Raw genomic sequence first — 20,310 nt, forward strand, 5'->3', positions numbered from 1 at the left:
GCGGTGCGGGCATCTTCCACTCTGGAGACGCCCGCACCGTCATGGGGCCGTTGATCGGGATAGGCGACGGAAGGACCACGCCTCTGCCCGATTCACCATTCCCGGTTAGACCGGTTCGGCGAGCGGCTCGTCGGCGAAACGGCGGGCGACCCGTTCCGCTCCTGCTCGCGCCCAGGCCGTGGTGGCGAGGACGGCGAGCGCGATGATCAGCGTGGTCCCGCCCGCGACCGCCCACCACGCCGTGGCGTACCCGGTGAGCGGGGTGGCCGCGGCGGCGAGGATGGTGCCTGCGACAGCGACGCCGAGGGTCTGCCCGACCTGCCGGGAGGTGGACGCGACCGCGGCGGCGACCCCGGCCTGGGAACGGGGCATGCCGCTGACCGCGGCGTTGGTGATGGGCGGGTTCAGCAGGCCGAAGCCGAGGCCGAACACGCCGTACGCGATCGCGAGGATCCACAGCGGCGTCGTCGCGGACGCGGTGGTGAGCAAGACGGCGACGACGGTCATCGAGATCCCCGCGGTCAGCAGTGGAATCCGCGCGCCGCGCGTGGCGACCAGGCGGCCGGACAGCGGCGCGGCGATCGTCACGGCCACGGCGGTCGGCAGCAGCATCAGACCGGATTGCAGCGCCGAAAGCCCGCGCACGTCCTGGAGGTACAGCGGCGACAGGAACAGGAACGTGCCGAACGCGGCGAGCCCGCAGACCGCGCTGACCGTGGCCGACGAGAACGGCGCGCTCCGGAAGAACCGCAGCTGGACCAGCGGTTCCCGGCGGCGGAGTTCCCAGCGGATCAGCGCGAGCAAGGCGAGTACGCCGAGCCCGGCCAGTCCCAGGATCGCTGGTGAGCCCCAGCCGAGCCGCTGGCCTTCGATCGCCGCGGTCACCACCGAACCGAGCAGGACCACGACCAGCACCTGTCCCACCGGATCCGGCCGGCGCGGGTGCGGGGCCCGCGATTCCGGCACGTAGCGCGCGGTCAGCACGAGCGCCGCGACGACCACCGGCACGTTGACCCAGAAAATCGCCCGCCAGCCGATGCTCTCGGTCAGCACGCCGCCGAGCACCGGTCCGACGCCCAGCGAGATCCCGACGATCGACCCCCACACCCCGATCGCGCGCGCCCGCTCGCCGGGGTCGGCGAAGACGTTCGTGATGATCGACATCGCGACCGGGTTCAGCATCGCGCCGCCGAGCGCCTGCACGACACGCGCGGCGACCAGCCAGCCGATCGACGGGGCCACACTGCACAGCAGCGAGCCGAGTCCGAAAAGGACCAACCCGGCCTGGAAGGTTCGCTTGCGCCCCAACCGGTCCCCGGTGGCCCCGGCGAGCATGAGGAAACAGGCGATGACGAGCGTGTAGGAGTCGATCGTCCATTGCAGACCGTTGATCGACGCGCCGAGGTCGGTGCGGATGACCGGAAGCGCGACGTTGACGATGGTGTTGTCCATCGCGACGACCAGGATGCTGGAGCAGAGGATGGCGAGAATGCCGAAACGGCCGCGTGCGGTGTCGGCTCCCATTCAGTGCTCCGTCCAGTCGGTGGTGATTTCTTCGCCCGCTGCCCACACTTCGGCGGCGTAACCGTCCGGGCGGACGAGGACGGCGGCCAAGCCGTGCCAGTCGCGGGTTGAGCGCACGACATTCTCGCCCTCCGCGGCGGTGGCGCCGAAAGCCACGAGCGTGAACCGGTCCGGCCGCAGCGCGCGATGGAGGGTGCGGCCGTCGGCGAGCGGAAGGTTGGGTACGCGACGGCCGACGAGGCTGCCGTCCTCGGCATAGGAAACGTCCAGTCCGGACAGCCAGCCGCGCAGTTCGTCCGCGGTGTCGCCGTCGCGGCCGATGAGGTCGGACATCAAGTCCCGCAACGCTTTCCCGCCCGGGGTGAAGGTGACCATGAGCGCCGCCTGGGCGAGGGTGTTCGCCGCGAGCCGGGCCGCGATGGGGCGGCGTTCGGCGTCGTAGGACTGCGGGCCGTCGATGATCCGCCGCGGCGCGCGCCCCTGTACCTCCGCGGCGAGTTTCCACGCGAGGTTCGCCGCGTCCTGCACGCCGACGTTGAGCCCCTGCCCGCCCGCTGGCAGGTGGACGTGCGCGGCGTCGCCCGCGAGGAACACCCGGCCGACGCGGTACTGCTCGGCGTGGCGCGTGGCGTCTCCGGTTCGCGACGCCCACAGCACCTCGGTGATGCCGAAATCGTCGTCGGCGAGCCGCTTGAGCGTCGCACGCAGTTCGGCTTCGTCGGGGATCTGAGTCTGGCGGCGCGCGGCTTCCTCCGGGGTGAGGCCGGTGTCGCCGGGTTCGTGGCCGAAGATCCGGTAAATGCCGCCGGGCAGCGGAAACGCGCTGTACGAACCGCGTTCGTAGTCCCAGTTGTGCGGATGGGCCGGCGGGCGTTCCAGCTTGACGTCGGCGAGGAACCCCATGGTGGACGCGGGAGTTCCGGGGAAGGCGACGCCGAGCGCGTGCCGGGTCGCGCTGTGCGCGCCGTCCGCGCCGATGACGTAACCGGCCCGCCGGGTGTCGCCGGTTTCCGAGACGATGGTGACGCCCTGCTCGTCCTGCGTCAGGCCGGCGAGTTTCCACCCGGGCTCGATCACGACGCCCTGCCCGGCGAGGTGTTCGGCGAGCAGCCGCTCGGTTTCCGGCTGCGGCAGCAGGAGCACGAACGGGAACGAGGTGTCGAGCCCGCGGTAGTCCAGCCGGTTCGGCAGAGTCGCGAAATGCGCGGCGGGCACGGGGTTTCCGGCGGCGACCATGCGCGCGGCCAGCGAACCCGGTTCGTCCGGGATCGCGTCGAAAAGCTCGAGGGTGCGCGGGTGGATCGTCGTCGCCCGCGACTGCCCCGCGCGGGTCGGATCCGCCTCGAAGACCCGGACCGCGACCCCCGCTCGGTGCAGGAACGCAGCCGCCGCCATCCCCACCGGTCCGGCGCCGATCACTGCGACCTCGATGTCCATTATTCCCCCTTTGTCGAAGTTCCTGTGGCGAACTCTCTTGACGTCAAGGTATTCTCCCACTGTCTTGATGTCGAGAGAAAGGTCCGTGCCGGTGAACACAGCGCCGCGGGACGCGGTCGACGATCTGGTGGACGCTGTCCGGCGCGGGGGCGGCGACGAGGGCGTGCTGGCCGCGAAGTCGCTGTCCTACCGGCTGCGCCGCGTCGCGCACCAGCTGGAACTGGCCATGCGCCGCGAACTGTCCGCGCACGGCATCGAACTGTGGGAGCTGGAGATGCTCGCCGCGCTCAAGCGCGCGCCCGGGCACCGGCTGACGCCCGGGCAGGTGATGGCCGCGGTCGAGCTGACCTCGGGTTCGGTCACGCACCGGATCACCCGGCTGGAGGCGCGCGGCTGGGTCCGTCGCGACAAGGACCCGGGCGACCGGCGTTCGGTGCTGGTGTCGCTCACCGAGGAGGGCAAACGGCAGGCGCTCGCGTCGTTCGAGCTCAAGACGGAGATCGAACGCGAAATCGCGAAGGCTCTCGACCCGGAAACCATCGACGTGGTGAACGACGCGCTGCGGCGGGTTTCGCATCACCTCAAAGGAAAGGACGAGCAATGAAGCGGGAAACCCTTGGCGCGGCGGCCGTCGTCGCGGGCCTGGCCGCCGCCGCGCCGTCGGTGTGGCAGACGGTCACGCACATCACCGATCCGAGCTACCGCGCGCCGGAGGTCCGCCACGGCGAAGGGCACGTGCAGTACCACATGGCGCGCGAAGCCCTGATCACCGCGGGCGCGTTCGGCGCGGTGGGCACCGGTTTGGCCGCCGGGCGGGACCGTTCGCCCGCGCTGTGGCGGGCAATGGCGTGTGCCGCAGGCGGTTTCGTAGCGGCGATGTGGTCGGGCGGTCCGACGACGGGGGTGTGGGCGCCGAATCGGAAGGCACTGGCGATTCACGTCGCGTCGACGAGCGCGTTGTCGGTGGGCGTCGCGTTGCTGCGGCCCAGGCGGCGTTAGGGAAACAATCGGGCGTTCTCCGGCCGCGTCCAATGCGGCGATGTGCATTCGGGCAAATCCGGGCTGTCGTCCAGCATGCGACCACGCTGGTCAGCTGGCTTCGGCGGCGACGATCAGAAAGTTCGGCATGCGCACGTAACTCTCGATCCCCTCCGCCACCGCGGGGTCCAGCCCCGGCTCGACCACCTCCCGCAGCCGGCAGCCGAGTGCGGCCATTTCGTTGAGATAGGCGGAAATCGGCCGATGGAAGTCGGAGGCGTCGCGCCCGGCGATCTCGTATTCGGCCAGATACTCCTGCCGGCGGTATTCGCCGTACTTCTGCCAGGTGCCGAACAACTCCTCGAACGCCGGATGCACGATGGCGAACACGAACAGCCCGCCCAGCCGCAGGGCCTCGACACAGGCGCGCATCGCGGGCTTCCAGTCGGGAATCGCCATCAGCACCATGCTGCACACGACAGCGTCGAACGGCTCCAGTTCCGGCAGCCGGGCGAGATCCGCCTGCAGATAGGAAACGTCCGCGGATTTCTCCCGCGCGAACGAAAGCAGGCTTTCGGCCGGTTCGACCCCGGTCACCTCGGCCCCGCGCCGGGCGAGCATCCGGCTGAAGTATCCGTTGCCGCAGCCCGCGTCCAGCACCCGGCGGCCGCGCACGTCGCCGAGCAGCCGAAGGAGGACCGGGTTGACCAGTTGCCGTTTGGCGAAGTCCGCGTGCTCGGCGGTCGCTTCCATCGACTCCCGGGTGCTCGCGGAGTGCCATTGCCGGATGGCGGCTTCGTTCGTCCATTCGGAAGTCATCCAGTCGAACCTAGCTCATCGCGGCCGACTGCCAGCCCAGTATGTTCAAGCTCCGGACAACGATGCCATACGTCGCCGACGGAATCCGGGCCGACGCTAGCGCAAGGTGCCTGGTCCCGCCGCTGGATCGCCATCTGAGAGTCCGTTCCGGCGACGAGGTGTGCCTTGCTCGATCTTCGAGCGCCGGGCGTGGCCATCCACGAGGCGGCGGACACGACGACGAAAGCCGCGGTCCGCGCCGAAGGTACGGTCAAGCACCGCCTCATGTCGCGCACGCTGGTGAAGGCGGTGACAGAACCATCGGTTGCCGCGACTTGATTGGAGTCGGCGACCTGTTCCCGGTTCCGGCTGCTCGGTTCCGCCTTGGTGTCCTTCACCACCGGCGACGATTCGTGGGCAAAGGGGATGGGCGTGGGTTTCCCGGGCTTGGCCGGCAACCGGCCGCGAGACGAGCCGTGCCACATGCTTCACGATCCTTCGTTCTGCGCACTGAGCAGCTGTTCGGCCGCATACCCGGCTACGCAGGTCGCCTCGATCAGCTGGTCGACGTCGTCGAAGCCGGCGATGGGGTTGACGAACGTCAGCTTCAGGCAGATCTGGTGCACTCCTGAGCTTTCCAACCTAGCCGAGGTACGCCCGAGAAGCTGTGTGCCGGCTCGCATCAGTTCCCGCCGCAGGACCGCATTCACCTCGTCGGCGAGTGCGGGTTGGGCCGGCAAGTAGCGAAAAACGACGGAACCGAGTTCTGCGGGGGCAACCAGTTCGAGGCGATGGTCGGCCGCCACCGCCCGTGCAGCGTATTTCGCCAGGTCGCAGCATGCTTCGACCATCCGGCCCAGCTCTGTGCTGCCGTAGCTGAGCAGGGTGGCTGCGATCTTGAGGGCGTCGGCTCGCCGGGTCGTCTGCAAGCTGTGGCCGAGCAAGCCCAGGTATCCGGCCTGGAGATCGTCGGCGGGGTTGAGATACGCCACCTCTTCTCGGAACGAGGCGAGGTCAGCTCTTCTCCGCACCAGCAGCAAGCTGGCGGGCGCGGGCTGCCACCCGAACTTGTGCAGATCGGCGGTGATCGAGTCGGCCGAACCAATACCGTCGAGCAGACGGGAAAGCCGGGGAGAGAACAACGCGCCGAATCCGTATGCGGCGTCGACGTGCAGCCAGATTCGATGTGCCTTTGCGACAGCGGCGATCTCGGGCAAGCGATCGATGCTGCCGAAATCCGTGGTGCCCGCTGTCGCCACGATGGCCAGTGGAACGGCGTCCTGGCTTAACCGGCCCAGAGCGCGCGAAACACCCGCGGCGTCCATCTGCCGTGCGCCGTCCACCTTGACCGAGCGGACGGCATCCGTGCCGAGCCCGAGCGTCGCGCAGGCGCGGCGAACCGAGAAATGCGCCAGCTCTGAGCACAGCACGACAGGCCGGCCTAGCGCGCGTGTTCCGTCGCGGCGAACGTCGAGGCCGCGCTGGCCCGCGAATCTGTCTCTCGCGAGCAGCACCGCCATCAGGTTCGACAACGAGCCGCCTGGAGTGAGCACGCCTGATGCTTCGCGGCCGAGACCCGCGAGCCGGGCCAGCACCTCGACTACCCACGACTCCGCGGCGATCGCGCTGGGCCCCGAATCGAAGGTGTCCACCGACGCGTTGGTCGCGCTGGCCATCGCATCGGCCGCCACTGCGACACAAAGGGGAGGCGGTTGGAGGTGGGCCGCCGCACGAGGGTCGGTCAGGTTCACGCCGTATCTGCTCAGCATGAAGGCGAGACGTCGCAGCGCCGCTCGCGGCCCGATCCCGTGCTCAGGAAGTTCCGGTGGGCCGAGGACCGCGGCGGCGGAGGCCAAGATCGAAGACGGGTCACCGCTGGGGAACGGCCCAAGTTTGGCTGGCGCACTTCCCGCCGCGGCCAGAGCGTCAGCGACAGCTCCCAGGTCAGTGAATGCCCGGGCGGACTCGGCGCACTTCGCGACATCGGAATCAGGCGTGCTCATAGATAGCGGTGGTCGTCGCCGTGCCGCCACGGAAAGTAATGAAGGTTCCAGGCGTTGAGCGAGTTCGCATAGAGGGCGAGACCGCTGATAAGTGCGAAATAGTCCTCCTTGCTCCCGAGCAGATCGAGGGAGGCGAGGACACGCTGAGTGAAGGACCACAGCGTGTGCAATCCGGTGTAGCCGAGAAACTCGGCGGGAACCCGAATGAAATTCGGAGTCAGTTGGCGAAGGAAGTCCAATGGCAGTGAGGTGTTCTGGCATGTTTTGATAAGCCCGTTGAGTGCGCAGTAGCCGAGCGGGCGGGTTTCCCCGTTGACGAAAACCATAGTGGAGAAGTACTGGTCGTAGCTTCCCGCGCGACTGGAGATATCTCCGTCGTGTATGTTCAAAATTTCCTTCGGCGGGGTAACCCAGATACGCTGTGTTTCGTCGTGGATATCTTGGAGCAGCTGCTCTACCCGTTCGTCCGCCACCGGGCCGGGGGGAGGCAACTCGTAGCTCTCCGCCGCCTCGTGTTTGCGTCTGACCCGGACCTCTACTAGTTCTTTCGACAGGTAAGCCGAGTCCCAACAGGCCTCGCCGGCCTTCTTCAGCCGGCCAAGATCGGAGGACATCACTCTGCCCACCGGGGCGGCTGGAAGATATTCGCTCAACGGCCCGTACTTGACAGCCAAATGCTGAAGTTGTGAAAGGAAAACAGTGCCGTCAGGGGACAGTGTCCGATCTTCCGTGCGATCTGCTTGGGTGAAAATAAGTTCTCGTATCGGCGCAAGATGGTACAAATGGTTTCCGGAAACTAGGGCGTGGTTTTGCAGACTATTGTACGGAAGGCTTTCCCATAGCAGGTCGGCTAGCTTCGGGTTCCGTCCGTCGAGCTCGGCGTTAACGGTAACTCCAAGCTGCACCCATTCGATTTCAATTTCCCGCATGTTTGCTTCTCCTGTTTGACGCAGTTTGCTCGGCAAGGTCCGTCGCGGCGCGTTCCCGAAGTGCCTTCTTGTCGGGTTTCGACCGCCCGGTAACGGGCAGCTGGGGGAAGAATCGGAGGTGCGCGGGCGCATGGAGGGGGCCGAGCATTCGAATGACATGTTCGCGAATCTCGGCACCGCTGGGCGGCGAGTCTTCGTGAACGACGGTCACGGCGGCGTAGATGGCTTCCCCGGTGACTTCGTCGGGTACTCCGACCACTGCCGCGTCCCTGATCGCGGGATGCTCGGCCAGCGCCTGCTCGATCTGGGCGGAGTACACGTTCGTGCCGTTCAGCATGATCATGTCGGCTAGCCGGTCGACTACCTGGAGATAGCCGTCTTCCCGCAGCTTCCCGAGGTCGCCGGTGCGGAGCCAGCCATCCCGCAGTACCGCGGCGGTGTGCTCAGGGTCGTTCCAGTAACCCGGCATCACCATGGGCGAGCGGACCCAGATCTCGCCGGCCTCCCCGCCCGCGGCGGCGCCGTCCGCTTCTCGGAGCTCGATCTCCACCTCGGGCGCGGGACGCCCGACAGACCGGAGGACCTGCCTGTTCCCGGCGACGTGGTCAGCGCCGGTGAGCACGCTGATGAACCCGGCTTCCTGCTGGCCGTAGTTCTGGATGAGCTTCCCGCCGAAACTCGCCACCGCGGTTCGCACGTGTGCTTCGGGGATCGGTTGACCGCCATAGATCACCTGGCGCAGTGCGGGGACTTCCTCGCCGGAGGAAGCGGCTTCTTCGGCGAGCGGTCTCAGCATCGGCGGCGCGACGAAGAGGTGGGATATGCGTTCCCGGCGCAACGCGGTGAGGGTGTCCGTCGCGCTGAATTCCTCGGCCCAGAGGACCGCGGTGCCGCCGACCGCGAACGTCCACTGGGCGATCTCGCCGCCGAGGTCGCTGACTGGCATACCTACGAGGAATCGCCACGGCGCTGCCCCGTACATTCTGCGCGCGACTCTGAGATAGGCATCAGCGTTCGCGTAGGAGCAGCAAACCACCTTGGGCGTCCCCGTGCTGCCGCCGGTGCACGTCACCGTTGCGAGGTTCCCAGGCGCGGCCGCGGGTGCGATCGGGGTGTCTGGCTCATCCTCGGCCAGATCGAGGACGTCGGGACCGGGCTCGTCGGTACCCAGCCCGAGCACGCTCGGCACCAGCCCGGCCAGTTCCTCGCCGGATGCCAGCAGTTCCGATTCGATGAGGAGTGCGTGCGGAGCGGTATCCGCGAGGAAACGCGCATGCTGCGCGGTGGAGTACCCGGGGCGCAGGCCCAGATAGCGGGCGCCTAGGAGTTGCGTAGCGAGCCGGCTGGTTACCGCTTCGGCCGAGTTTTCGGTCAACGATGCGACCGTCATTCCAGGAGCGATACCGCAGGAGGCTAGAGCGCGCGTGATTCGATATGTCTCACTGAGTACCTGCTCGCCTGTCAATCTCCGTCGGTCACTGACAATAGCTTCGCCGTGCGAGACGTTTCTCAATCCATCGAATACTTTTTGCAGATAATTCACAGATTCAGCCCTCGGTCTTCGTGGTGTGAGAAGGGGAGGCGGCGGGAGACTGTCTGATCGTTATGCGGCAGCGTCTGGTTCTCGTCACGGCGATCCTCGTAGCGGGCGTGAACCGTGGATCCGGGGCGCGCGTAACGGCGGCCGGTAGGGTTATGGGGTGAAAAGCTATTTCGGCCGCCGTCACGTGAAGTGCGCACCGACTGCGTACCTGTGCCGACAAAGGAATTAATCATCGGAAAGTGGAGGCGGGCACGCTAGTGCATCATCTCTGTTTGTCAGCCAAAGGAAATGGGTGCCGGGGGAGCGAATGTGGAACGGTCGACGGCTGCGGCCATCCAGCATGAAGTTGTCGCATTGCACGTTACGCTTCCGGCGGGGTTTCCTGCTGGGTCGTAACCGTCGAAAGTGCGGTGCGCGGTCGCTGAAACTGTGACGCTTCCGTCCTGGGCCACTGTGCCGTGCTGATCGACCTGCTCGCATACGGGGTTTGCCGGATTGCTGCCTGAACACTCGGTAACGTAGACGGTCTTGCCGGCGGGGAAACCATTTCCGGCGACGACTACGCTTTGCCCGTCAGCCAAGCCGGTCGACGGATCGACCGTGATCGACGGACTCGCGGCGTAAGCGGCGGGAGCGGCAAATACCGCCAGGCCGGCGGCGGCACAAGCCGCCGCAAGGCAACGCAGCGAGCGTAATTTACGTACGTTTTCCATGACTGTCATTCACCTCTTTACGAATATTATTTTCGGTTACTGTGTCACGGATTCGGAAGGTGGATAAACGGCAGCAGAGTGTGAACGGGCCTACACGCGATGCCGTCGGGATCATGCTGCAAGAGTTCTCCGGCTGCTGTCAACTGAGGAAATCAGTAGTGTGCGCCCGCGCTTCGCCGGCCGGCCTGTGGTCATCCGTAGTTGTCGACATCTGTTGCCTCGCTTAAAGTCACGGCAGGTTCGATGCTGGCGGTCAACGCGCGGTCAGCGCCACCGCCACCTGACGGGGATTCACACGCGTGGCCTTCTCCAAGGTTGTCGGCTCGATCGGCTCAACCTGAGGTAGCAGGGTGTGCCGACGCGAGAAACTCGACTATTGGCAAAGGAGGTGAAACTGATGAAGCTTGAAACTGTTGCATTCGTTGAGCATCGAAGCGTCTCTGTGCAGCCCGCACTGGCCGCTTTCGGTCAGAGCGCGAGTGTCGGCATGGTCGTTCCGGGTGGCTGCTGCTCGTGCGCTGGATGTTCCTCGTGCTCGTGTGGTGCTACGGCGGGTCCGCGTGACCGGGTTGCCTGACTCTAGGAGTCCATCGGGTCAGGTCAGGCGGATGGGTTCAGGCTGGCCTGGCCCGATGGACACGCGGACTCCGCCTGGCCGGCGAGTTCTGGTTGTTTGCACTGGGAGGGTGCGGCTCATGGAGCTGTTCAAGCCATCGATTATCAATATTCCGGTCGATGATGTGGCGGCCGGGATTTCTTTCTATCAATCAATGATCGGCGTTCCGCTGGCTCGGAATCTTTCGTACGCCGTTGCGTATCATGCTCCGGTGTCGAGTGACGGCATCCTTCTTGTCGTCAACAAGAAGCGATTCCCCGGAGAAACCGTCACTGTGTACTTTGCCGTGCGGAGTCTAGAGTCGTCGTTGAGCATGCTGCGGGAGTTGGGCGGTGTCGTCATTGCTGGACCGTATGAGCTGGAAATCCCGAAGAAGATTCGCCCAGAGTTTCGCGAGTCGTTCAAGGGAAGTCCGTTCGCGAAGAGCGACGCGGGTGATTCATTAGGAACCGGCGCGTCGGTACAAGATGGTGAGGGTAACCGGTTCGGTCTCATCGAGTTCAATGAGTGGGCTCATGCGACCTTTAAGCTGGGAAGCTATGGCAGGCCGGTCAGCGAGGATCAGATGAAAGACCAGATGATCGCGCTCACCCGAGACGTACCACCTCCTGTCGAATTGTTCGAAAGCTGATAGGAGAAAGTCTCATGACAGAGTCATTGCCTGTCGAACTGCGGCAGGCGGCCGTCGCGAGCACTGCGTACCGAACAGTGAGCCCGGACGTCCGCGCCTCCGGCCTGCGCACGCACCAACTGAGGTTCGAGAACCTGTCCTCCGGGCACTTCGCGCGGGTAGCCGACGAGTTCCTGGTCGGCAGCCGTCTTCGCCGGTGGGATCGTGAGACAGCATTGTCCACGAGTGCGTACTTCGCCGACCCGACAGTGGCGACGTTGGCCGCGTTGGACGGTGAAGTGCTGGACGACGACAGCCTGGTGCGGCTGCCGAAAGGCATTCGTGTTCGGCTAGAACTGGGCGACGCTGTATGGCGCCGTCGCAGCGTACGGATCTTCAGCGGGGATCCAGTCGGGTTTCGGGAGATGAGCACGATCCTGAGGAACGCTGGTGCGATTACGGCTGAAGGCGAGGTGAACCTGATCCAAGGGGGAACCGCCAACTACCGATTCCGCACCGTACCCAGTGCTGGGGGCCTCTATCCGGTCGAGCTGTGGGTCGGTGCGCTTGGCATCGACGGCCTTGACGCCGGCGTATATCGGTATGTTCCTCGCTACGACGGCCTGGTACCCGTCGGCGAGCAGGCTACGCTGGCTCGCCTGCTCGAGACCTTCGCAGTGTCTGACGATCAGATCAGCGTCAGCTCAGCCGCGGCGGTGCTGCTCTACGTAGCGCGGCCATGGAGGTCGATGCGCAAATACGGATCACGTGGATTGCGGTTTGTCATGCACGAGGTTGGCGGCATGTCCCAGAACGTGCACCTGACGGCGACCGCGCTGGGTCTGGGCACGGTCGACTGCGGAGGTTACTACGACGACGAGTTGCACGAGGTGCTGGGCATTGACGGAGTGATGACGTCCGTGCTGCACACTGCACTGCTCGGCTGGCGAGGGTAGTAATGACCAAGCCTTTGCTTGTGTATGTGCATATTCCTTTCTGTATGTCGAAGTGTCACTTCTGCGACTGGGTTACTGAGATCCCTACCGCGGACCTCCTTCTCAAGGAGCGGGACGCGGGAAGAATCTCCTATGTCGACGCACTGTGCCGCCAAATTCGCAGACGGGGCGCGGAGCTGGTCGAACAGGGCTATCGGCCCGCGATCCACTACTGGGGTGGCGGTACGGCCAGTATTCTCACGCTGGACGAAATCCGGCGGATCGGTGCGGCGCTGCACGAAGTATTCGACCTGTCCGAATTAGTCGAGGCTACGATCGAGTGCAGTCCCGAGACGCTCACGCCGGAGAAACTGGCGGTGTTCCGCGACATCGGCTTCTTCAGAATGAGCAGCGGGGTGCAGTCCTTCGACGACAGGAGGCTGCGCAAACTGGGTCGTTCGCATACGGCGGAACTCGCTGTACAGGCCTTCAACATGGCTTCCGACGCAGGATTCGAAGACCTCAACTTGGATCTGATGTGCGGGTTCCCTGGTGAGGACCTGAACGAGATCGAGCACTCCGTCACGGAGGCGCTCTCGCTGCCGGTCACGCATGTGGCTCTTTATCCGTTCAGGCCGGCACACGGCACGGTCATGCGTAGGCAGATGGCGCGTGGCGACAGCCACATTCTTCGTGAAGAGCAGAAGCGCGCATACCGACTGGGACAGCAGATGCTGATCTCGGCAGGATTCCCCGAATATGCGATGAGCCACTTCGGAACCTTGCGGTGCCACAGCGATCTGGCCTACTTCCGGCTCGAGATGGACTGGGTCGGGTTCGGTTCCGGGGCGGGGTCTCTGCTTGCCGGAGAGTTCTCCACGACGGCGAGGGGGCAGCTCCCGGCGTTCAACCGAGACCCGTTCGCTCTCGCGGAGCGTCATCCGGTCGCATCCGGGGCGGTTGCTCCGCGGCTGCTGTATCAGTCGCTTACTACGTTCGAGGGCGCGCTGGAGGCGAACTGGCTCGAGCGCAGCGGCCGACCGCTGGACGAGATCCTGCGGTTGCCGCCGGTCCGCCATCTGACCAGCTTCCTCGACGCGGCGGGCGGTCTGGAGCACACTCCGGAAGGACTGCGTCTGCCTCGCGATCGAATCTCGGACGCTTTCATCGACCTTCAGTTCGCTTCGGCTCCGAAACAGGGTAAACGAGCCGTCGGAGCACAAGCCAAGTTCGGCTGACTCGTATAAACCCGTCCGGAGCTGCCGGGCCACGACATCTGGAGCTTGTGATGCGCAAGAGCAAAGACTTAAGAATCAAGCGTTCTGTGACAATCCTTGGTCACAGTCCCGATGTGGTTGAGTTGCGGTCGGGGGTATGGAATGCGGAGTCGTACACACTTACCGATCACGCTGAATCGGGCAAGCTGTTCAACCTGGTGTCAAGTTTGGGCGGGACATCGTCGCGTTCGGAAATCGCCAAGAACGAAGGAGTTCCTCGGGCGGACGTCGAGGCGCTCATTGATCACCTCGACCAGTTAGGCCTGATCGAGGACGCGCCGACCAGTGCGTTGGACGCATACCTCGACCGGATCGACACCTTGGCGTCCGGCGGCGAAGCGCAGCCGCTTGAAATGCCCGTATTCGTGCTGGGGGACGCGGAGCTCGGTGAGGCGATCGCCGCCCAGGTGGACGATGCCCTCGGTGCGGGCAAAGCTCGGGTGGTCGCGGCGGACAGCCCGGTGTGGCGGATGTTGCTGGACCTGGAGTCGGCCGGAGCGGCCGATGCCCTGGCGTTTTCCGAAGCCGTTGCCGCGGCGGAGGAATGGCGAGGGGGATTGGTCGTACTGGCGGAGACGGTGATCAACCCGTTGCGTTTCCGCTCGTTGAATCGAGTAGCACACGAGCTGGGGACTCCTTGGCTGCACGCGGCGATCGACGGACCGTTCATGTTCGCCGGGCCGACTGTGTTGCCGCGCAGGTCGGCGTGCTACGAATGCTTTGAGACGCGAGTGATGATGAACTTGCGCGAGAGCGCTGGATATCAGCGCTACAAGACGGCCTTGGCGCGCGGCGCGGTTCACTCCGGCGAACAGCCCTTGTTGGGATCGCTGAGAAGTCTGCTCGCCTCGCATGTGGCACTCGAAGTAATCAATTATGCGCACACCGGCAGCGCGTTTACCGTCGAGAAGGTTTTGAGCATCTACCTGCCGACGATGGAGATCGCCTACCATGAAATTCTGCGCCTGCCAGGCTGTTCCACGTGTGGATCCATTGCCGAGCGAGACGACTCATCGCTGTATTTCGACGCACGAGTTTGGATCGGCGAATGAACACGAGGGCTTTGCCGGAAAATCCTCCGCGGGTCGTGGTGTCAGGTGACCCGCTGCAGGCAGTGAATCGTCTTCACCGCAGGATGCATGGCTCGTTGTGCGGACTCGCTCAGTCAATGGGGTTCCTTTACGGACCTCGCTTCGGACCGCGATTCATGTGCGCCGGCGGCGACCTGACGGGAGTGCACGTCCTGCGCGATCAGCCGGCGCCGAAACCCGGGAGCTACCATATCGGAGGCTACGGGGTGCTCCCCTTCGAAAGCCACATTAGAACTCTTGGCGAGACGATTGAACGCTATGCCGGGTATGTGGCTGCCGTCAGCGGCCGCTTTCCCGTCCTGTTCCGGCCCTATTCGCGGATGCTGGCCGATGGGTTGCCAGTCCCCGGCGAGAGCGTATTTGACTTCTTTGATGAAGAACAGCTTCGTCGGCGTGGTTTCCCGTTCGCCCCGTTCGATGCCGAGGCTCCGATCGGTTGGATCCGCGTGGCATCTCTATCGGACGGCGAAGACGCGTACGTTCCGGCTCAGCTTTTTCTGGTCGGTTATGTCGTCCGGGACCTGGATGGGGAGCCATGGCTGAACGCTGCGGTGACGACAGGCACCGCAGCGCACACTACCGGCGGAGCCGCTCTGCTCTCAGCTATGCAAGAGGCCATCCAGCTGGACGCGGCGATCGGACATTGGCACGGCGCGAGAAGAAGTACGCGCATTCAAGCTGACAGGCGTACACAGGCTTTGGAGCAGATTATTGCCGCGTATCTGCCGCCACATCTTCCGAAACCAGAGTTCCACCTGCTGCCCAGCGCGGACTTGCCTGGCCATGTCGTTGCTTGCCTGCTGCGGGACCCGAACGACGCGTTTCCGGCAATCGTGGTGGGCATGGGCGTCGACGGGCGGCTGGCGCAAGCCATGTACAAGTCGTTGCTGGAGGCGATGGGGGTTCGGCATTTGGCCGTAATCGCGGCCGTCAACGATCAGGCGTCGATTGCCGGGGGCGTGGGGAGCGCACACCGGAGTTCGGAAGACAGAGGTCACTACGATCTTGAGAGCAACGTGATCAGGTACGCGCGTCCTGACCAAGCGCACCTGGTCGAACGACGCTTCGCGGACCATGACGTTTCGCGTGCGACGGAACTGCCCCCGGATGACGTTCGCCCTCTCGAGGTTCAAGCGCGCCAGATCGTCGCTGCATACCGGGAAACCGGCAAGCGGCTGTACTACGCGGACCTCACGACGCCGGACGTACGCGACCTCGGGTTTCTGGTCAGCCGGGTGTGGTCCCCGGACACGCTCAGCTTGCCGCTCCCGGACGCGCCTCCAGCAGTGCATCCCCGCTTTGCGGCATATGGAGGGTTTCAGAGCCATGCTCCCCACCCTTACCCCTGACGTCCGGCTGTACCTTATCGTCGCATTGGTCCTTGTCGCGACCTCGTGCCTGACATTGGCCGCACATGTACGCACTCGGTGGCTCGCGGGCCTGGGTATCGGATTCATGCCCGTGCATGCGATCACCATGGGGCTCGTCGTCTGCGCCAGTCTGCTGGTTTTCGACCCGCACGCCGTGCTGAACGTGTCTTTCTGGGGTATCACCGCGGGGTTGCCGGCCGGAATAGCCGGCGGCCTGGTGATCATCGTGGCAGACGGAGCCATCGTACGGTCGCTCGCCGGCTGGGAGCGGCGGACAGCGGCCAGCTTCGGGGACGCCAGCAGGGCAACCCGAGGCGAGGGCGCGCAACAGGTGCGTTCGCTGGCTCCTGGGTCGAGCGAGCCGCGGCGACGCGTAGTCGGCATCTTCAAGGCCAAGGGTACCTTCGTCCCGAGCGCCGAAGACTACCAGGTGGCCCTCGGATGGTTGCTGTCCGTAGCAGCGCTCGAGGAGTTGGTCTTTCGCGGGGTGCTGGTGCAGGCGGCGCTGCTGCTTCCCGGCATCGGATGGCAGGCGGTCGCGATCGCAGCCGGAACCGTCATATTCGCTCTTTCGCATGTCTTTTTCGGCTGGTCGCAGGTGCTCGCGAAGCTGCCGCTGTCGGCTGTGGCGATTTTGCAGACCTTGCTTACCGGGAGCGTCTGCGGTGCGATCGCAACACATGGGATATTCAACTTCTATGTGTGGCGGTATCAGAAGTCGGCAAGAATTACCTACCGTGAATCGTCGGTGCGCTGATGGCGAATGTGCTTCCCTGGCCGTTGAAGTTGGTGTTCGCCTCCGTATTCGTCTTGCTCTACTATTGTTTCTTCAAGAAAATCATGTTCGCGGGCGCTCGCCGAATGGCGCATCGCATATATATTCACGGACGGTATGACCACAGTGAGATAAGCGGCGTGCTGGAACTGGTCACTGCGGCATTTAGTCACGTCCTCGTGGTAGTGGTTCTCCTGGTCCTTACCGGTGTTCCATTCTCGCATATCCACCTGGAATGGGCTGCGCTTCCTCTGCTGCTGCTCGGTGTTCTGACCGGCATCGGCGAGATGGCGCTGTCCTCATTTGCCTGCCGTCTCGTCATCGAGGCTTCCTTGCGCTTCGGCGGAGGGGCGGCTCGTCGTGCGGCGGGAAGCCGGGGTGGTCGAGGGGCTCCGCAGCAGGTCGGGCGAGCCCGGGCGGCAACACCTGCCGCCATTCGGCAGACGGGGCCCGTGACCGTCAAGGCGTGGCTCGCGGTGGGTCGCGGCGGCTGGCTGCGCCATCATTTCAAGACATTGGAAGTGCTTCCGCTGCCGGTCGCGGTGGCGGTCATGGCGATACAGGTCGGCAGCGAGGAAGTAGTATTTCGCGGTATATTTCTGGACTTCTTCCGGCCGGCCGGGTTCGCGATTGCGTTCACTGCTTCTTTCATCTTGTTTGTCACGATGCAAGTCTTTTTCATGTCTTCCTGGCGTGCGGCAATGTTTCCGGTGATCGGCGCGGTCGTGATGGGCGTCGTGCAAGGCGTGTTGGCTTGGTATGTGCCGAATCTTCTTCCGCTTGTCGTGGCGCACATCGTGTTTTTTATCTTCGCCGTCATCTAGTGGAGGTCATTATGGATCACGGTATATCATTGCTGCCTGACTGTGCACCGGAAAAACGTTCGGCGGTCGATTACTTTCGGGACGTCCTTGCGCTGGCGCGACTGGCTGATTCCGCCGGAATGAGTCACGTCAAGATGACGGAACATTACCTGAAGGCATACGGCGGCTATTGCCCGAGTCCGTTGGGGTTTCTTGCCGCGGTCGCGGCGCAGACTCGGCAGATCCGGTTGATGACCGGCTGCGTGCTGCCTGCCTTCCACCATCCTCTTCAGATCGCGGCGGAGGCGGCGATGGTCGACGCGATCAGCGGCGGGCGTGTCGACATCGGGTTCGCGCGAGCTTACCTCCCGTATGAGTTCGAGGCCTTCGGCGTGCCTTTGAACGAGAGCCGCGCTCGCTACGACGCAACGATAAAGGCCGTTGTCCGTCTGTGGACCGAGGAAACCGTCGACGAGGAGACCCCGTTCTTTCGTTATCGCGGCGCGTCCAGTCTCCCTCGCCCGGTTCAGGTTCCGCATCCGCCGGTGTGGGGTGCCGCGGTCCGGTCCCGGCAGAGTTTTGCTTGGCTCGGCGAACAGGGCTTCAATCTGCTGATAACGCCGGCGCTTACGTCCTTGGACGACTTGCGCGACCATGTGGAGGTGTACCGTGAAGCTTTCTCGGCATGTCACGGCGAGACAGGCAGAAAACCGGTAGTGGCGGCGAGTCTGCCGCTCTATGTCAGTGACAGCGAGGCGGAGGCACTGCGGGTCGGAGATGGTCTGTTGCGTGAGTACCTTGATGTGTGGGCAAGTTCTGCCGATGCCTGGTCCAGTACTCGCTCGAGTGACTACCAAGGCTATACGGGCTTGGCTTACGCGATCCGGGGCATGGACGTGGAAGAGTTTCGCAAAACTGGTGGTGCGGTGGTCGGTTCCCCGAGTCAGGTGGTCGACCGGGTAGTGGAAATTGCTGATGTTCTCAGCGCGGACTGCATGCTGTGGCAAGTAGACTTCGGGGGTGTCGCCGGGAATATTGCGGAGAAAAGCCTCGGACTATTTATTGACAAAGTGATTCCGGCGTTGCCGCGCTGATCTATCACTGGTTGGATCGGTGGAACGGAGAAGTGAAGATGTCGATGTTTCGGCGCTTGATCATACTGCCAGTCGCCGCGGCTTGTGCTGGCGCTTCGCTGCTGGCGTCGCCTGCCTCGGCGCAGGCGACGCAAGCGACCCCTGCTCTCTGTCATGAGGTCGTTGTCAAGGTGAGGCTTCCGAGCGGTGCCGCGGCGAAACTGCGGGGTGAGCTATGTCGTCCAGACCGGACCGCATCCGATGTGGTGGAAGTCTTGCTGGCCGGCCTTACTTATGATCGAGCGTATTGGGAGATCGGTCCGGACGTGACCGCACCGTCATACCGAAAGAGCATGAATGCCCGTGGCTACTCCACGCTGGCCCTTGACCGGCTTGGCACTGGGAGCAGCGACCGGCCGGAAGCAAGCGAGGTGTCCTTCGCCGCTGAAGTTGACTCGGTGCACCAGGTAGTCGAACGGCTGAAGGCAGGTCTCGACGGGCCGGCGTTCAAACGTGTTGTTTTGGCGGGTCATTCGTTCGGAGCTGGCGTCGCTCTTGGCGAGAGTGTGGCCTACCACGACGTCGCCGGCGTTCTGCTCAGCGGCTACGCTCACGCTGCGGGCCCCAAGCTCTCCGATTTCGGCGCTGGACTGGTTTCGGCCAAGACTGACCCGGTGCTCGGCCGGACGAATCCTCCGGACGGGTACCTGACTACTGCGATCGGTCGGCGCGCGGAGTTCTTCTACAACGTCGCGAACGCGGCACCGGCTGCGATTGTGCAAGACGAAGCGTTCAAGAGCACGATGACGACGGGGGAGCAAGCCAGTATCGGAAGCTCGTACGATCCTCACCTTGCCGCACAGGTGAACGTTCCGGTACTCATCGCTCTCGGTCAGGATGATCAATTGCTCTGCGGTGGCCAATGGTTGAAGTGTTCTTCGGCAGAAGAGGTCCAGGGCTACGAGAGGCAGTTCTTCACTGGCAGCGCGCGTTTGGATGCTTACCTGCTGCCTGGGGCCGGCCATGCGATGAACCTGCATCGCAACGCGTCCGTGTGGTACGCGGTGGCCGCCGCGTGGACGGCGAGCCTGTAGCGAGGCGGAACTTTCTCTCGAGAGGGGTCTTCCGTGCGGAACGACCCCTCTCGCGTCGTTCGATGCTGCGAATTCCGAATACTGTCAGCTCAGGAGCTGAGGCGGCTTGCTGCATCGAACACCACATCGAGGCCAGTCTCGAATTGTGCGTCCCAGCTGAGTTCTTCGGTGTAGGTCCCGATCTTGGTGAGCAACGGGAACTGATCTGACAGCTGGTCGAGGTTCCAGCGCGGTTCGGCGACAGCTCCGGTCATGGCGTTGACCTCGATGGCGATGAACCCCACGACGTAGCTGCCAATTGTCCGATGTGCTGCGACAAGCGCGGAGTCTGTCAGGCCGGCCTGTGCCAACGCTCGGTATTGGGCCTCCGCGATGCGAGCTGACTCGATGTTCTGCGCGGGGCGCGTCAGGAGGCGCTCGGCCAGGTTGGGATGGCTGAGCACGTTCGTGCGGAACTGCGAGTAGGTGATGCGCAGCTGGTCGCGCCAGGACAGGTGGTCAGGCGGAATCGTGGTGTCCTGCACGCTGATGCTTCCGGTGACTTCGTCCAGCAGTGCCTCTTTGCCCGAAAAGTGGTGGTATATGGCCATGCCCTCGACGCCGAGGTGGGCGCCCAGTCGCCGCATGCTGAACTTGGCCAAGCCTTCAGCGTCGATCAGCTCGATCGCGGCTGTGATGATCTGCGATCCGGTGAGTTGTCTCTTGCCATGGTCGCTCACTGAACACCATCCTGTCACAGCC

Annotated in this window: 20 protein-coding genes; 12 read left to right on the forward strand and 8 right to left on the reverse strand. The window is 64.3% G+C overall.

Features of this window, described 5'->3' with window-relative positions; all coding sequences use genetic code 11:
- Window positions 1-105: 105 nt before the first annotated feature.
- Window positions 106-1,524, reverse strand: coding sequence for an MFS transporter (locus EIZ45_RS26695; RefSeq protein ID WP_134662559.1), 1,419 nt, complete (start codon window positions 1,522-1,524; stop codon window positions 106-108).
- Window positions 1,525-2,961 (reverse strand): FAD-dependent monooxygenase, encoded by a 1,437-nt coding sequence (locus EIZ45_RS26700; RefSeq protein ID WP_205669869.1) that lies wholly within the window; start codon window positions 2,959-2,961, stop codon window positions 1,525-1,527.
- Between the two features lie 91 nt (window positions 2,962-3,052).
- On the opposite strand from EIZ45_RS26700, the gene EIZ45_RS26705 reads away from it, so the two are divergent.
- Complete coding sequence (locus tag EIZ45_RS26705) at window positions 3,053-3,565, forward strand: MarR family winged helix-turn-helix transcriptional regulator (protein WP_205669868.1); 513 nt, start codon at window positions 3,053-3,055, stop codon at window positions 3,563-3,565.
- On the forward strand, window positions 3,562-3,960 hold the full coding sequence (locus EIZ45_RS26710) for a hypothetical protein (RefSeq protein ID WP_134662556.1): 399 nt from the start codon (window positions 3,562-3,564) through the stop codon (window positions 3,958-3,960). Before EIZ45_RS26705 ends, EIZ45_RS26710 begins: the two co-directional genes overlap by 4 nt.
- Before the next feature lie 90 nt (window positions 3,961-4,050).
- Here EIZ45_RS26710 and EIZ45_RS26715 read toward each other — a convergent pair whose 3' ends face one another.
- Entirely contained in the window at window positions 4,051-4,758 is a 708-nt protein-coding gene (locus tag EIZ45_RS26715; protein ID WP_134662555.1) for a bifunctional 2-polyprenyl-6-hydroxyphenol methylase/3-demethylubiquinol 3-O-methyltransferase UbiG, read from the reverse strand.
- A gap of 165 nt (window positions 4,759-4,923) precedes the next feature.
- Between EIZ45_RS26715 and EIZ45_RS46225 the strand changes: the two genes are divergently transcribed.
- Window positions 4,924-5,076: a hypothetical protein gene (locus EIZ45_RS46225; protein WP_167756566.1), complete on the forward strand. Its 153-nt coding sequence runs from the start codon at window positions 4,924-4,926 to the stop codon at window positions 5,074-5,076.
- A 149-nt stretch (window positions 5,077-5,225) separates the two neighbouring features.
- On the opposite strand, the gene EIZ45_RS26720 is transcribed toward EIZ45_RS46225, so the two are convergent.
- The 4 genes from EIZ45_RS26720 to EIZ45_RS26735 form a co-directional block, all read right to left on the reverse strand.
- Window positions 5,226-6,488, reverse strand: a complete 1,263-nt coding sequence (locus tag EIZ45_RS26720) for a pyridoxal-dependent decarboxylase (protein WP_167756567.1) — start codon at window positions 6,486-6,488, stop codon at window positions 5,226-5,228.
- A gap of 248 nt (window positions 6,489-6,736) precedes the next feature.
- Window positions 6,737-7,669: a hypothetical protein gene (locus EIZ45_RS26725; RefSeq protein ID WP_134662553.1), complete on the reverse strand. Its 933-nt coding sequence runs from the start codon at window positions 7,667-7,669 to the stop codon at window positions 6,737-6,739.
- Window positions 7,656-9,212, reverse strand: a complete 1,557-nt coding sequence (locus EIZ45_RS26730; protein WP_134662552.1) for a class I adenylate-forming enzyme family protein — start codon at window positions 9,210-9,212, stop codon at window positions 7,656-7,658. Before EIZ45_RS26730 ends, EIZ45_RS26725 begins: the two co-directional genes overlap by 14 nt.
- A 275-nt stretch (window positions 9,213-9,487) precedes the next feature.
- Window positions 9,488-9,934: an enediyne antibiotic chromoprotein gene (locus EIZ45_RS26735; protein WP_134662551.1), complete on the reverse strand. Its 447-nt coding sequence runs from the start codon at window positions 9,932-9,934 to the stop codon at window positions 9,488-9,490.
- Window positions 9,935-10,620: 686 nt separating this feature from the next.
- Between EIZ45_RS26735 and EIZ45_RS26740 the strand changes: the two genes are divergently transcribed.
- The 9 genes from EIZ45_RS26740 (at window position 10,621) to EIZ45_RS26780 (ending at window position 19,569) form a co-directional block, all read left to right on the forward strand.
- The gene (locus tag EIZ45_RS26740) at window positions 10,621-11,172 is read left to right on the forward strand and encodes a VOC family protein (protein WP_134662550.1); all 552 of its coding nucleotides are present in this window, start codon (window positions 10,621-10,623) and stop codon (window positions 11,170-11,172) included.
- 14 nt (window positions 11,173-11,186) lie between these two features.
- Window positions 11,187-12,107 carry a SagB/ThcOx family dehydrogenase gene (locus EIZ45_RS26745; RefSeq protein ID WP_134662549.1) on the forward strand — a complete coding sequence of 307 codons (921 nt, stop codon included), beginning with the start codon at window positions 11,187-11,189 and terminating at the stop codon, window positions 12,105-12,107.
- Between the two features lie 2 nt (window positions 12,108-12,109).
- Window positions 12,110-13,324, forward strand: coding sequence for a coproporphyrinogen-III oxidase family protein (locus EIZ45_RS26750; RefSeq protein ID WP_134662548.1), 1,215 nt, complete (start codon window positions 12,110-12,112; stop codon window positions 13,322-13,324).
- A 50-nt stretch (window positions 13,325-13,374) separates the two neighbouring features.
- Complete coding sequence (locus EIZ45_RS26755; protein ID WP_134662547.1) at window positions 13,375-14,415, forward strand: TOMM precursor leader peptide-binding protein; 1,041 nt, start codon at window positions 13,375-13,377, stop codon at window positions 14,413-14,415.
- Window positions 14,416-14,531: 116 nt separating this feature from the next.
- On the forward strand, window positions 14,532-15,803 hold the full coding sequence (locus tag EIZ45_RS26760; RefSeq protein ID WP_167756568.1) for a YcaO-like family protein: 1,272 nt from the start codon (window positions 14,532-14,534) through the stop codon (window positions 15,801-15,803).
- A 112-nt stretch (window positions 15,804-15,915) separates the two neighbouring features.
- Entirely contained in the window at window positions 15,916-16,581 is a 666-nt protein-coding gene (locus EIZ45_RS26765; protein ID WP_167756569.1) for a CPBP family intramembrane glutamic endopeptidase, read from the forward strand.
- Window positions 16,581-17,423: a type II CAAX prenyl endopeptidase Rce1 family protein gene (locus tag EIZ45_RS26770; RefSeq protein WP_134662544.1), complete on the forward strand. Its 843-nt coding sequence runs from the start codon at window positions 16,581-16,583 to the stop codon at window positions 17,421-17,423. Before EIZ45_RS26765 ends, EIZ45_RS26770 begins: the two co-directional genes overlap by 1 nt.
- Window positions 17,424-17,434: 11 nt before the next feature.
- Complete coding sequence (locus tag EIZ45_RS26775; RefSeq protein WP_134662543.1) at window positions 17,435-18,496, forward strand: LLM class flavin-dependent oxidoreductase; 1,062 nt, start codon at window positions 17,435-17,437, stop codon at window positions 18,494-18,496.
- Window positions 18,497-18,534: 38 nt separating this feature from the next.
- A complete protein-coding gene (locus EIZ45_RS26780; protein ID WP_240690607.1) occupies window positions 18,535-19,569 on the forward strand; it encodes an alpha/beta hydrolase in 1,035 nt (344 codons plus the stop codon).
- A gap of 89 nt (window positions 19,570-19,658) precedes the next feature.
- Here EIZ45_RS26780 and EIZ45_RS26785 read toward each other — a convergent pair whose 3' ends face one another.
- Entirely contained in the window at window positions 19,659-20,288 is a 630-nt protein-coding gene (locus EIZ45_RS26785) for a TetR/AcrR family transcriptional regulator (protein WP_167756570.1), read from the reverse strand.
- Window positions 20,289-20,310 lie beyond the last annotated feature (22 nt).

Origin of the sequence: Amycolatopsis sp. CFH S0740, assembly GCF_004522315.1 — a bacterium.
Classification (GTDB): domain Bacteria; phylum Actinomycetota; class Actinomycetes; order Mycobacteriales; family Pseudonocardiaceae; genus Amycolatopsis; species Amycolatopsis nivea.

Coding starts and splice junctions, on each gene's coding strand:
- EIZ45_RS26695 (WP_134662559.1), bottom strand. CDS start 1,524: ATGGGAGCCGACACCGCACGCGGCCGTTTCGGCATTCTCGCCATCCTC.
- EIZ45_RS26700 (WP_205669869.1), bottom strand. CDS start 2,961: ATGGACATCGAGGTCGCAGTGATCGGCGCCGGACCGGTGGGGATGGCG.
- EIZ45_RS26710 (WP_134662556.1), top strand. CDS start 3,562: ATGAAGCGGGAAACCCTTGGCGCGGCGGCCGTCGTCGCGGGCCTGGCC.
- EIZ45_RS26715 (WP_134662555.1), bottom strand. CDS start 4,758: ATGACTTCCGAATGGACGAACGAAGCCGCCATCCGGCAATGGCACTCC.
- EIZ45_RS26725 (WP_134662553.1), bottom strand. CDS start 7,669: ATGCGGGAAATTGAAATCGAATGGGTGCAGCTTGGAGTTACCGTTAAC.
- EIZ45_RS26735 (WP_134662551.1), bottom strand. CDS start 9,934: ATGACAGTCATGGAAAACGTACGTAAATTACGCTCGCTGCGTTGCCTT.
- EIZ45_RS26740 (WP_134662550.1), top strand. CDS start 10,621: ATGGAGCTGTTCAAGCCATCGATTATCAATATTCCGGTCGATGATGTG.
- EIZ45_RS26745 (WP_134662549.1), top strand. CDS start 11,187: ATGACAGAGTCATTGCCTGTCGAACTGCGGCAGGCGGCCGTCGCGAGC.
- EIZ45_RS26750 (WP_134662548.1), top strand. CDS start 12,110: ATGACCAAGCCTTTGCTTGTGTATGTGCATATTCCTTTCTGTATGTCG.
- EIZ45_RS26755 (WP_134662547.1), top strand. CDS start 13,375: ATGCGCAAGAGCAAAGACTTAAGAATCAAGCGTTCTGTGACAATCCTT.
- EIZ45_RS26760 (WP_167756568.1), top strand. CDS start 14,532: ATGGGGTTCCTTTACGGACCTCGCTTCGGACCGCGATTCATGTGCGCC.
- EIZ45_RS26770 (WP_134662544.1), top strand. CDS start 16,581: ATGGCGAATGTGCTTCCCTGGCCGTTGAAGTTGGTGTTCGCCTCCGTA.
- EIZ45_RS26775 (WP_134662543.1), top strand. CDS start 17,435: ATGGATCACGGTATATCATTGCTGCCTGACTGTGCACCGGAAAAACGT.
- EIZ45_RS26780 (WP_240690607.1), top strand. CDS start 18,535: ATGTCGATGTTTCGGCGCTTGATCATACTGCCAGTCGCCGCGGCTTGT.